A 12,209-nucleotide genomic window follows, 5' to 3' on the forward strand; every position below is an offset into this window, starting at 1 on the left:
ACGCAAAAACCTACACCGCAATAGGCGCCTTAATCGCCGGATGTGATTGATAATTCACGAATTCAAAATCATCATACTGGTATTCAAATAAAGATCCTGGTTTTCTCTTAATGAGTAATTCGGGAGCTGGAAGCGGATCTCTTGCCAATTGGGTGCGGGTCTGTTCCAAATGGTTAAGGTACAAATGACAATCGCCGCCAGTCCAGACGAATTCGCCCACATCAAGATTACACTGTTGCGCTACCATATGTGTTAACAAAGAATAAGAAGCTATGTTAAAGGGAACCCCCAAAAACACATCCGCCGATCGTTGATATAACTGACAGGACAGCTTGTTATTTGCTACATAAAACTGGAATAAGGCATGACAGGGCATCAATGCCATTTTATCCAATTCACCGACATTCCATGCGCTGACAATCAGGCGGCGTGAATCCGGGTTGCTTTTAATCTGCTGGACTATATCGCTTAACTGATCGATGGTACGGCCGTCCGCAGTAGGCCAACTGCGCCACTGTTTCCCATATACAGGACCCAAATCACCATTACTGTCTGCCCATTCATCCCAAATAGTCACACCGTTTTCTTTTAGATAAGTAATATTGGTATCGCCTTTCAGGAACCATAACAATTCATGGACTATGCTGCGCATGTGCAGTTTTTTGGTAGTCACCAAAGGAAAACCCTGCGCCAAATCAAAACGCATTTGATAACCAAAAACGGATAAGGTACCGGTGCCTGTCCTGTCTGTCTTTTCTGTACCATGCTGTACAATATGTTCTAGCAAATTTAAATAAGTTTTCATTGTTTAACCCGCCACCATAACCAAAGTCCCAATAATAACATAGGAATCGATAAAATCTGCCCCATAGTCAACCAGCCAAAAGCAATAAAGCCCATTTGCGGATCGGGTTCACGAAAACATTCGGCGATTAAACGGCAAATAGAGTAACCAATCAAGAATACTGCTGAAACGCGTCCAACAGGTCTGGGTTTGGACGCATAACACCATACCAGAATAAACAAGCCTATGCCCTCGAGGCCAAATTCATAAATTTGTGATGGGTGACGTGGCTGGTTATCAACATGAGTGTAAATCATAGCCCAAGGTACATCAGTTACTCGCCCCCACAATTCGCCATTGATGAAATTGCCAGCACGCCCGGCAGCCAGACCCAATGGGACCAGGGGCGCAACAAAATCTCCCACCTCTAAAAATGATTTCCCGAATTTCCAGGAAAAAATCCATATGGCAATAATGACACCAATTAACCCCCCGTGGAAGGACATTCCACCTTCCCAGATTTTGAATAAAATCCAGGGCTGGTGAATTAATTCCTGGAAATTATAAAACAGCATATAACCAATACGACCACCCAGAATCACCCCAAGGGCTGCGTAAAAAATCAAATCACTGATTTGATCTGCATTCCAGTTTAATTGGTAATGTTTCATCCGCCAGTAGGCCAGTAACCAGGCGCCGACAAAACCGACCAGGTACATTAAACCATACCAGTGCACCTTAATGGGTCCTAATGAGAAAGCAACGGGATCTATGTAGGGAAAAGTAAGCATGGGTCTTTATATTCCTTTTATAATATTTACCACGTACCACGTCGTCCTGAGTGAAACGAAGGATCTCCCGATATAAGCACGATGCCAATTGCAGGAGATCCTTCGCTTCACTCAGGACGACGTACCTACATGTAGGATAACGTGTCCTTAAAATTCTAAAAAAACATTTTAATTGCCGTAAGTAACAAAATGACAATAAAAGCGTATTTTAATTGCTTCACCGGCAAAAGATAATTTAATTTAGCACCTAAAGGGGCCATGATGCTACTGGGAATAGCGATTAATAAAACGGCAGGCCAATAGACATAGCCTGTGGCATAAGGAATGGCGGCCATTTCCTTGCGGCCAGTAATAAGAAACACCAGGGCGCCAATGAAGCCCACGATTAAAGTACATAAATTGGATACCGGAGGGATTTGTCGCATTTTTACTCCGCAATATGCGAGGTAAGGAATAATCAAAGTACCACCCCCAATTCCTAAAAGACCTGATTTCATGCCTATTAAGAAAGTGATGAGCTTATTGATCCAGCCTGCCGGAAAATGTACATGAAGACGATCATGGCGGTTTGTCAGCATTTTAAAAGCAACGAACAAGAGAAACACTGCAAGGATGAACTTTAGCCAATAAGTCGGAATAAATTCGGCAAGTAACGCGCCAGCAATCACACCAAGAACGATACCTGGCCACAGTTTATTGAAAACAGGCCAAAGAATTGCTGCTATTTTATGGTGGGCTTTTATTGATGCCAGAGAAGTAAAAACCATTACGGCCAGTGAGGTACCTGAAGCAACATACATGGCAAGGCTTTCAGGGACTAACTGATTCAGTTGAAAAATAAGAATCAATCCGGGAACAACAAGAATACCGCCACCTATGCCAAAAATCCCGGCCATCAATCCTGCAAAAATCCCGATGAAGGCATAAATGGAGCCGTGCAGCAAAATTTCGGGAAAGGTCATGACTTACCGGCTCTGATTAATCCTCCCAGCCCCTCTTCCTCTAAAGCCCTTTGTAAATGAAAGCGAATTTCAGCAGGATGCTCAAATTCAAGAACTTCAGCCAGAATTTTACGGGCATTGGCAATAGCCAGATTACGAATCACCCATTTCACCCGCGGCAAGCTGGCTGAGTTCATACTCAAGGTATCAAAACCCATGGCAATCAATAAAATAACCGCTAAAGGATCACTGGCCATTTCACCACAAATACTCACTTCAACCCCAGCCGCATGCCCCCCTTCAACAATTTTAAGCAAGAGCCGTAACATGGCCGGATGCAAGGAATCATAAAGGCCGGCTACTCGCGCATTATTCCTGTCTACAGCTAATAAATATTGGGTCAAATCGTTGCTGCCAACGGAGATGAAATCAACGCGTTTGGCCATTTCCCGAGCCAGATAAGCTGCCGCTGGCACCTCAATCATCACTCCCAATTTGGGCTTTTCAATCACACAGCCTTCTTCCAGCAATTCTTCGAATGCCTGTTCAATCAGATAGGTTGCCTCTTCTACTTCACTTAAATTGGTGATCATCGGCAGCATAATACGAAGGTTGTTTAATTCCTCACTCGCCCGCATCATCGCACGCACCTGAACCAGAAACACATCAGGATGATCGAGAGTAACGCGTATGCCACGCCATCCCAGATAGGGATTTTCTTCTTCCATCGGGAAGTAAGGCAGCACTTTATCACCACCAATGTCCAGAGTTCTCATAGTGACAAAACGAGGGGCGAAGGCTTTAAGCGTCTGTCGGTAAATAATGGTTTGTTCGTCTTCGGAAGGAAACCTGTCCCGGCTCATAAAAGGTACTTCTGAGCGGTACAGGCCGACCCCTTCAGCGCCCACGCTCATGGACATACCTGCGTCCATAGCCAGACCCGTATTCACTTGCAGGGAAACCCGGTAACTGTCCGTGGTTTCAGCCGGCTTGTCACGCAGGCTCACCAGGCTTTGATTTAATTCCAGCTCTTCCTGAGCTAACTGCTTGAATTCACTTAAGATGGTTTTGGAAGGCGAAACGTAGACATGACCGTAAAAGCCATCGACAATTAATGCCTTACGTGATACAGATTCAAGTTTAAGCCCGCGAACGCCCATTACTGTCGGCACACCCAGTGCACGGGCCAAAATGGCGACATGAGAGTTATTTGAGCCTTTGGCAGAAACTACCCCCGCCAATTGCCCTTCAGGAACTTCCGCGAGAGCGGCTGCAGTAACTTCTTCACCAATTAAAATAGTGCGTTTGGGATAGGCGATTTCTTCACGTTGTGTACGTTGTAATTCTGCCAGTACCCGGCGACCCAAATCACGGAAATCGCTAGCCCGTTCGCGCAGGTAATCGTCTTCCATGCTCTCAAATTGTGAGACGTGTTTTTTAATGACTGTAGCCAGTGCCGCCTGGGCGCTGATGTGTTCATCGCGAATGACATGTTCCACTTCAGCACCAAGGCTGTCTTTATCAAGGATGCGTAAATAAACATCAAAAAGTGCATGTTCTTCTTCGGCAACCGTGTCCTTCATCCGCTTGCCTAAGCGTCTCATATCATCTCTGGCGGCTTCCAAAGCCTCATAAAAGTCATTGATTTCGTCATCCAGATCTTCAACCGGATTACGCGGTACAGCATCAATATCAGCCATGGGATAAACCACCACAGCAGTACCAATACCAATACCAGGAACACTGCCCACCCCGGTCAACGCGGTCTGGGCAGACTCAACTTTGGCAACGCCTAAAGGTTTGGGTTGGGTCAGCTCAGCCAGCTCCCCTGTGGCTTCCGCATGCGCAATAAGCCCGCCAAGTTGGGCTGCCAGAGTGATTAAAAAGGATTCCTCCGCATCATCAAAACAACGCTGCTCTACCTGCTGGACGATTAAGACGCCATAGAGCTTTCTGTGCTGAATAATGGGCACACCCATGAAGGCATTTAAATGCTCTTCGCCTAGCAAAGGATTATGATAAAAATCAGGGTGCAAGGGGGCATCCTGCAGGTTAATGGGCTCTTCCCTGCGACCGATCAAACCAATAAGACCGCTATCGAGAGCAATGCGCACCCGAAACTCAGCTTGTTTATTTAAACCTTCAGTGGCAATTAAAACATATTCGGCATGTTTGTTATCGATAAGATAAACGGAAACGGCCTCAGCGTTAAGGGCTTTATTTATGCGTTGCACCAATATGCCAAGAGCTTCAGTTAAATGATTGGCGGCGGTGACATCTTGAACTATCCGTTTAAGTACTTTTAGCATCTAGGGCCTATGATTACCTCTTTTACGTTTCATACCGTAGGGAGTACGGCGATTTTTTAGTAAGGGTTCCAATTCTTTTAAAGCTTGTGTATACACTTGCCTTTTAAAAAAGATAACCTGATCTTCTGGCTCATGGAAATCTATCCAGCGCCAACTGTCAAACTCCGGGGAGTCACTTAAATCCAGCCTTACCTTTTGTTCGCTGGAAACAAGCCTTAGCAAATACCATTTTTGCTTTTGCCCTATAACCAGAGGTTCACTGCCATGCCGCAGATACTGTTTCGGAAGCCGGTATTTCAGCCAGCGTTTGGTAGAGCCAATGACTTCAACATCATGCTTTTCTAACCCTACTTCTTCATGTAATTCCCGAAACATAGCCTCCAGGGCTGTTTCACCTGCTGCCAATCCACCTTGCGGGAATTGCCAGGCGTCATGGCCACTTCGTCTTCCCCAAAATACCCTGTCAGATCCGTTGACAAGGATAATACCTACATTCAACCGATAACCGGCACGATCAATCACCATGATGTCACTGCTTAGACTAAACCGTTAATATCTTGATTTTTCCACAAAATACAAGACATTGGCAATTAAATCCGTAAATATTATTGCGATGAGCCCATTCCTGGTGAAAAATCTGCGTCAAAATCAATATCAAGAGTCCTCTCAGCAGCTCTTGTTCGCTCGCGATTTAATGCGTTTAAATACCCCGAAAACATTAAGCCAAAACTTGGTTCTCTATAATATGTTGACTGTTCTGTGAGTATCACCTGATGCAGTGACGCATCAGCCTGAATAGTGCTGATTAACGAATTGACTTCATTCCCGGCCTCTCTTAACAGGGCAAGTTTTAAATGTTCCATTTGATCTTGCATGGTCATTGAATAGTTTGCTAATTCCGTAGTTAAAAGTCCAAAATAATTCTCGTTAATCGATACAGAACCTGAGACTAACCAGGCATAACTGTAATATCCCGAAAATATCTCTTTAAGTAAACCAATGATGAAAGGGCTCCATCCATCACCGAACCAGGTTTGGTCAGGAAATTCAGAGTTCGCCTTAATTAATAAGGAACCGACTTTGTTTAAGCCTTCGCAAATGGTTGCTACAGCCATTTGCGTACATTCTGTAAATGATTCTTTTGCTTGATTGATTTGATTGTGGTGTTGCTCAATTTCCTTTTGAATTTTTTTGGCCTGGAAATAATAAGACTGGGTATGATCAGCCAAATTTTCTGTTGTATTACCTGCTTCATAATCAGTAATTAATTGCTGTATTTGGGGCAGATAGGATTGATAACTTTCTGTTTGCACGTGCTCATGCTGTAACAATAAATCATATACCAGCTCTATGCCGTAACAAATTCGCAACGCAGTCAATGCATAGGTCAGCTTTCTCATAAAAATAAGTGTATCTTTCTCCAGACCATCTACTTCGGTATGATTAAATGCAAAAAACTCCCCTTCCAATTTTAAGCCCAGACCCGCTTGCAACATAATGTCGGTAAATTCAGTTAAAGACTGGAAATCTATATTCAATAGTTCTTTACTCACTAAAGCCGGCACAGGATAGCCGCCAATGCATCCCATAACTTCTTTGATTTTTTGATTGTTTGCTTCGATAAAGAAATAGTCGCCGATACTTTTTGCTATATTTTTTCTGGCAGTCGCGTAGTAGTTATGCCGAGATGAAATGGGAACCATAACAGTGCTTATTTCCTGTTGCAGCACGGAGGAATTTTTGATCTGTCCTTTGGGCATAACTATCTCCTTTACATCCATTATGGCTTTAATTTCTACCTTGCAGCATGAATCGTGTCAAGTAGTTATTTGTACTTTTATTTTCTGCCTTCTCTGGTGCCCATAAACACTTTTCCAATATTCTTCTTATAAGGCATAATGGAACTAAATATTCCCATCTGAAAATGATATGAAAAAACGCATTTTGATTATTAATACGGGCGGCACTATCAGTTCTGTCAAAACCGACCATGGTTACGAACCTGCACCGGGATACGTAGAATCAGCTCTGGCGCAGATTCCGGCTTTAAAGCATAAAGACATGCCAATTTACACGATTAAGGAATATCAGCCCTTACTGGATTCTTCCAACATGACAGTAAATGAATGGAACCGGATTGCTTACGACATAGCCAAAGAATACGATCATTTTGATGGTTTTGTCGTGTTTCATGGTACTGACACCATGGCGTATACGGCTTCGGCTTTGTCCTTTATGTTAGAAAACCTGGGGAAACCGGTTATTGTAACAGGTTCGCAGATTCCTTTGTCAGAGGTGCGTAATGACGCGATTGACAATGTCATTACCTCCTTATGGCTTTGTGCACATCAACCCATTAATGAGGTCTGCATTTACTTTAATCAGCATTTATTACGAGGCAACAGAAGCCAAAAAATCAGTGCCCAACGCTTTAATGCTTTTGACTCACCGAATTACCCTCATTTGGCCGCAATTGGAATAGACATTGAACTGCATCAACATCTGTTGCGCAAAGCACCTGAAAAACCTTTTCATTTGCAAACGATTACCCCACATTTCATTGCCAATTTCCGGCTGTTTCCAGGCTTTGCTTCCGATGTTCTGGCTTATGTGTTAAGCCAGTCTTTGCGTGGTTTAATCCTTGAAACTTATGGCGCGGGTAATGCCCAGAATAACGATCCGCGCTTTTTACAGTTACTCAAAGAGGCTTGTGATCGGGGGATCATCATTATTAACTGTACCCAATGCAAGGAAGGACATGTGGAAATGAGCCAATACGCTACCGGCCATACTTTAAAGCACGCGGGATTGATTAGCGGCCATGACATGACTCCTGAAGCAGCTCATTGCAAGTTATTGTATTTATTGAGTAAAAATGTAAGTATTCCAGAAGTTAAAACATTGATGGAAACGGATCTCTGTGGCGAATTACATCAGGTGAATGGTTAACGTGTAGCCCGTATTAGGCGATAGCCGTAATACGGGATCGAAGCTTGAATTACCCCGTATTACGGCTATCGCCTAATACGGGCTAGGGATCTGCCATTAAGTTAACGTGAGTTCCGCCGCTACATCGCAAAACTGGATTGCTTTAAGATACTGTTTGTTGGGTCAATTTCGTTGATAGCATTCTGCATACTGACTTCCAAACGTCCTCTGCTTGGTTTGATTGTCGGGGTGGAAACCTGGGCTGTAGCAAAAAAGCCTACACTGACTGGTATGGCGCTGGACACTTGAGAGCCCACACAGATTTTAGCGTTATCTCGCTGAATGGCCTGAATTTCCAGGAGCACTGCTTCTTTTCGCGCATCCTCATATCCATCTTTGATCGCCAGTAATTTTTTTTCACATGCAGTAAGATGCAGCAGCAGGCATGCTTCTTTCTTCTCCCTGATCTCGACCGTAGACGCTCCGCCAACAGCAGTAAATGCCTTAGTTAAAACACCATCTTCTGTGGGAGTAAAAATATTTTCACCGAAATAAAATGCAGAGTGGGCACATAAGATATGGAAAGGATCATCATCACTGGGAATATCAATCAGTTTGTAAGACAAACCGGAAAGCACATTACAAAATCGATCTAAATCAGAGTTAATCTTGGTTAGCGTATCATTTAAGTGCCCTCTGGTATAAGCAGCTTCCTTGCGTATTTTTTCAACTTCGGTATCTATTCCAAGAACCAGTTCTTTTAAATTCTCCAGATTTTTTTTATCAGACTCATCAGAGGCATAATCTTCAACAGCCCGTCTTAATTTCAGTGTCAGATTTCTTTGCTTTTCTGATAAATCAGCATTTCGCAATCCCCCAAACCACCCCTGATCAGCTGCGCTTGATTCTTTCATCGATTGATCCAGGCATCGCAGAATAAGTGTTTTAGCTGCTTTAATAAATATCGTCATTGCACTACTCCTTTAACTGCAATTTTTTTATTATATCCATCTTTACTTCATTCATAACATTGAGGCAGACTGTTTAAATCAGCATCTGTTATGTATTTCAACCTAGGAAATCACAAATCTCATGAATTTACAAATTATTATTTTAGCTGCGGGTCAAGGTAAGCGGATGTACTCCAACACCCCTAAAGTCCTCCACCCTATAGCAGGAAAACCCATGCTCACTCGAGTAGTGGAAACCGCACAGCAATTAAATCCTGATGCAATTCATATTATTTATGGTCATGGTGGTGAACAAATTAAGAATTCACTCCCTGATTTACCTGTACATTGGGTTCATCAGGCAGAACAGTTAGGTACTGGCCATGCAGTAATGCAAGCCTTGCCTCATATTCCGCCTCATGCACAAGTCCTGGTATTATCCGCTGATGTGCCACTCATTCAGGCAAAAACGCTTCGCGCTTTGATAGAGCGCAGCACAACAGCAGACATACATCAATCCGTTTTAGCACTCCTGGTTGCCAACCTCGAAGACCCGAGCGGTCTTGGGCGTATTATCAGAAACAACCAAGGTGAAATTTCTGCCATTGTAGAAGAAAAGGATGCACAGGAGCAAGAAAAGAATATAAAAGAAATTTATACTGGCATTTGCTGCGCTAAAGCCAGCGATTTAGAGGTATGGTTACCCCAATTGGGTAATAATAATGCTCAGGGCGAATATTATTTGACTGAAATTATTGCCATGGCCGTAAAAAATCAGGTACCTATTACCTCATTGGCGGTTAACGATTGTTTTGAAATCCAGGGGGTAAATAACCGTTTACAATTACAGCAGTTAGAACGGGTCTGGCAAAAAAGGACAGCAGAACAATTTCTGGCCGATGGAGTGATGATAGCTGATGCAAACCGTTTTGATTTACGTGGAGAATTAACCTGCGGTAAAGACGTATTCATTGACGTTAATTGCGTGTTGAGTGGTACCGTAATTCTAGGGGATGGCTGCAAGATAGGCCCAAATTGCAGTTTGACCAATGTCACTTTGGGCGCTGGTACCGAAATTTATCCCAATAGTGTCCTGGAGGGAAGTATTACAGCAGAAGAGTGCCAGATAGGACCATTTGCCCGCTTAAGGGAAGGAACCAGACTCGCCGCACACTGCAAAATCGGCAATTTTGTGGAAACCAAAAAGGCGATTTTTGATGAAGGCTCCAAGGCTAATCATTTAAGTTATCTAGGTGATGTCAGCGTAGGCAAAAAAGTGAATATTGGTGCAGGCACGATAACCTGCAACTACGATGGTGCAAACAAGCATCAAACCATTATAGAAGACGGTGCATTTATAGGTTCAGACACGCAATTGGTGGCTCCAGTCACTATAGGAGCTAACGCTACCATAGGCGCAGGAAGTACTATACGGAAAAATGCTCCGGCAAATGAACTTACATTAACAGAATCCCGGCAAAAGACGTTGTCAGGGTGGAAAAGACCTGTGAAAAAAAAATGAAGGATCATACCAAAACATATCCCGCGGATTAACCCGCGGGATATGATAAAAGCCTTTAATCAAACATTTATTACACGCCACCTATACCACCAACTACACCGGATACAGCGCCAGTTCCACTATCCTCAAGAGATGTCGCATTAGTAACCTGATCATCTGCAGCATCAGTCATGGTATCTTCTGTCTTTTCTTTATTTTTTTCCTGATCAGCTATTCCCATTGCCTGTGCTTCAGCCTGAGCATGAGATACCGTATTTTTATCATCCGCCTTTTGCATTGTTACAGAAGTTTCCGCACCCATCTCCCCGACTTGTTGTTGAGAGGTTCCTCGTTCTAACATGTCGGCAGCATCAAGTTTTGGATCATCCATAGTGTTTAAAAACGCTTGCTGAGCGTCTTTTCCAACTGTGTCATCAGACATCGTAATCTCCTTACCAAGTCATTAATTTAGTTAGAGCCTGGCAATACAGCAATACTTCGCTATTCCAGATAATTTAATTATAGGACAGGTTAAAAAAAAATCAAAGGAGGCAAATACAGCACAAAGGCAATCGAAGGCTGGGATTCTAAAAAACTAATTATTTATTATGAACCTGGCGATACCACCTGGAATCTTTTTTTTCAAGAATCCGGCAAAACCAAAGTATGGCAGGTAAGGTGATAAAAGTCATAAACAATTTGTATTGCCACACGTTAGCTGCCAGATTGATGATTTGCTCAGCGGGGTAAATGCCGCCAAATAACAGGCTATAGTCCACCAGACACAAGAGTGAACTGGAACAAATATTAGCAATAACGATACGCAAGGGGCGTTGCAATTCCCATTTCAAATGCTTTAAATAATGCAACAACATGGCATTACCCAGAAAAGTTACAAACAAGGACAATGAAGCGGCCGGCAATCTTCTGGGCAAAATATAATGATAAAAGGGATTTAAATTAAAAAAGGGAGGAGAAGGAAAGGCCACAATAGTCATCAGTAACGCATCAAAAGCAAATTGAGCTGCGATCAGGGTAAAAGCCAGTTTCAAGTTCGCTTTATAGCCCCACAGTTCGCCAATAATGGCGCTAATAACCATCGTGATGGGGAAAAAAATACAACTGGCAGACAGAATGCTGTCTTTACTAAAAGAAACGATACGGTATTCACAGGCCAGACATACGAGCATGACAGCCACAGCAAAACAGAGCAGATAATGATATATGGGAAAAGGAACAATGTCGTTCCTTAGTATCGGCTCCTTCTGCTCAGAATGCTTTTCTTCTAAAAAGAAAGACAAATAACTCACAGCTATGAGCAAGAGCAACAAAGAAGTAATCATGAAGGAGTCAATGAAAATCTGCTTGAAACTATGGGCATGGGGATCTGAAAACAGCAGATAAAAATCAATACAAAAAAAGCTTAGCCCCCCAAAAACACTCAACATCGTGCACTGTTTGGGGGAGGACAAAAACGCCCTGGTCTTGTTGCAAAGCAATAAATGCGGTAAATAAAAACTCAAAGTAAATGAAATAGTTGTAGCAAAAAATTTCTTGGGAATGTCTTCAAAAATGATTTGATAAACAGGGTTATCATGCATGTAATCAGCCGCAGGTAAATTAACCAGTACATAAACACCGATACAAAACAAATATAAGGTCATCAAAGAGATATTCAGCAAATGACGTTGCTCTCTGAAATTACAATTTCTTAAAGTAAAAAGGTAGATACCCGCAATTAAGGGAGCAAGAAGGCTGTTTACGGAAAAAACCAGGCCCTCCAAAAGAACAATCTTAAAGGATACATTGATCAATAAAATAAGACAGGTAATCATACTTACTGACAAGAGTAGAAAGCCGGGAGACTGTTGGGAGGGGACTGATTTATTCATGTTCAGGAGACGAATGTCTCTTATTGTGCTACCTGGATCACAAATATAACACTATTGACTCAATTTTAGCAAGTTGTGATATCGAACAAAGAGAGCCAGGCATGAAAAGATGT

The 12,209-nt window shown here is 42.8% G+C and carries 11 protein-coding genes; 2 read left to right on the forward strand and 9 right to left on the reverse strand.

Translation table 11 applies throughout. The features are described 5' to 3' along the window. Positions 1–10: 10 nt before the first annotated feature. From thyA to B094_RS0113370, 6 genes are all read right to left on the reverse strand, one after another. Positions 11–805 carry a thymidylate synthase gene (gene thyA / locus B094_RS0113345; RefSeq protein WP_018578315.1) on the reverse strand — a complete coding sequence of 265 codons (795 nt, stop codon included), beginning with the start codon at positions 803–805 and terminating at the stop codon, positions 11–13. Next, positions 802–1,575 carry a prolipoprotein diacylglyceryl transferase gene (lgt, locus tag B094_RS0113350; protein ID WP_018578316.1) on the reverse strand — a complete coding sequence of 258 codons (774 nt, stop codon included), beginning with the start codon at positions 1,573–1,575 and terminating at the stop codon, positions 802–804. The genes thyA and lgt overlap by 4 nt, the downstream gene beginning before the upstream one ends. Positions 1,576–1,730: 155 nt before the next feature. Further along, positions 1,731–2,537, reverse strand: coding sequence for a sulfite exporter TauE/SafE family protein (locus B094_RS0113355; protein WP_018578317.1), 807 nt, complete (start codon positions 2,535–2,537; stop codon positions 1,731–1,733). Next, on the reverse strand, positions 2,534–4,825 hold the full coding sequence (ptsP, locus tag B094_RS0113360; RefSeq protein ID WP_018578318.1) for a phosphoenolpyruvate--protein phosphotransferase: 2,292 nt from the start codon (positions 4,823–4,825) through the stop codon (positions 2,534–2,536). The genes B094_RS0113355 and ptsP overlap by 4 nt, the downstream gene beginning before the upstream one ends. Further along, positions 4,826–5,350 carry an RNA pyrophosphohydrolase gene (locus B094_RS0113365; protein ID WP_018578319.1) on the reverse strand — a complete coding sequence of 175 codons (525 nt, stop codon included), beginning with the start codon at positions 5,348–5,350 and terminating at the stop codon, positions 4,826–4,828. It lies immediately after the preceding gene. A gap of 80 nt (positions 5,351–5,430) precedes the next feature. Then, entirely contained in the window at positions 5,431–6,585 is a 1,155-nt protein-coding gene (locus B094_RS0113370) for a hypothetical protein (protein WP_018578320.1), read from the reverse strand. A gap of 169 nt (positions 6,586–6,754) precedes the next feature. Between B094_RS0113370 and ansA the strand changes: the two genes are divergently transcribed. Further along, entirely contained in the window at positions 6,755–7,774 is a 1,020-nt protein-coding gene (gene ansA, locus B094_RS0113375; RefSeq protein ID WP_018578321.1) for an asparaginase, read from the forward strand. 119 nt (positions 7,775–7,893) lie between these two features. Here ansA and B094_RS0113380 read toward each other — a convergent pair whose 3' ends face one another. Continuing rightward, complete coding sequence (locus tag B094_RS0113380; protein ID WP_018578322.1) at positions 7,894–8,724, reverse strand: hypothetical protein; 831 nt, start codon at positions 8,722–8,724, stop codon at positions 7,894–7,896. Positions 8,725–8,845: 121 nt separating this feature from the next. Between B094_RS0113380 and glmU the strand changes: the two genes are divergently transcribed. After that, on the forward strand, positions 8,846–10,225 hold the full coding sequence (gene glmU / locus B094_RS0113385) for a bifunctional UDP-N-acetylglucosamine diphosphorylase/glucosamine-1-phosphate N-acetyltransferase GlmU (protein ID WP_018578323.1): 1,380 nt from the start codon (positions 8,846–8,848) through the stop codon (positions 10,223–10,225). Positions 10,226–10,295: 70 nt separating this feature from the next. On the opposite strand, the gene B094_RS0113390 is transcribed toward glmU, so the two are convergent. Beyond that, positions 10,296–10,646: a hypothetical protein gene (locus B094_RS0113390; protein WP_018578324.1), complete on the reverse strand. Its 351-nt coding sequence runs from the start codon at positions 10,644–10,646 to the stop codon at positions 10,296–10,298. 157 nt (positions 10,647–10,803) lie between these two features. Further along, entirely contained in the window at positions 10,804–12,096 is a 1,293-nt protein-coding gene (locus tag B094_RS0113395) for a VUT family protein (RefSeq protein ID WP_018578325.1), read from the reverse strand. Positions 12,097–12,209: the final 113 nt, after the last annotated feature.

It is taken from the genome of Legionella shakespearei DSM 23087 (assembly GCF_000373765.1).
Taxonomy (GTDB): Bacteria; Pseudomonadota; Gammaproteobacteria; order Legionellales; family Legionellaceae; genus Legionella; species Legionella shakespearei.

Bases quoted from the DNA above. Each gene is read 5' to 3' on its own strand.
- thyA (WP_018578315.1), bottom strand. From the start codon at position 805: ATGAAAACTTATTTAAATTTGCTAGAACATATTGTACAGCATGGTACA.
- lgt (WP_018578316.1), bottom strand. From the start codon at position 1,575: ATGCTTACTTTTCCCTACATAGATCCCGTTGCTTTCTCATTAGGACCC.
- B094_RS0113355 (WP_018578317.1), bottom strand. From the start codon at position 2,537: ATGACCTTTCCCGAAATTTTGCTGCACGGCTCCATTTATGCCTTCATC.
- ptsP (WP_018578318.1), bottom strand. From the start codon at position 4,825: ATGCTAAAAGTACTTAAACGGATAGTTCAAGATGTCACCGCCGCCAAT.
- B094_RS0113365 (WP_018578319.1), bottom strand. From the start codon at position 5,350: ATGGTGATTGATCGTGCCGGTTATCGGTTGAATGTAGGTATTATCCTT.
- B094_RS0113370 (WP_018578320.1), bottom strand. From the start codon at position 6,585: ATGCCCAAAGGACAGATCAAAAATTCCTCCGTGCTGCAACAGGAAATA.
- ansA (WP_018578321.1), top strand. From the start codon at position 6,755: ATGAAAAAACGCATTTTGATTATTAATACGGGCGGCACTATCAGTTCT.
- B094_RS0113380 (WP_018578322.1), bottom strand. From the start codon at position 8,724: ATGACGATATTTATTAAAGCAGCTAAAACACTTATTCTGCGATGCCTG.
- glmU (WP_018578323.1), top strand. From the start codon at position 8,846: ATGAATTTACAAATTATTATTTTAGCTGCGGGTCAAGGTAAGCGGATG.
- B094_RS0113390 (WP_018578324.1), bottom strand. From the start codon at position 10,646: ATGTCTGATGACACAGTTGGAAAAGACGCTCAGCAAGCGTTTTTAAAC.
- B094_RS0113395 (WP_018578325.1), bottom strand. From the start codon at position 12,096: ATGAATAAATCAGTCCCCTCCCAACAGTCTCCCGGCTTTCTACTCTTG.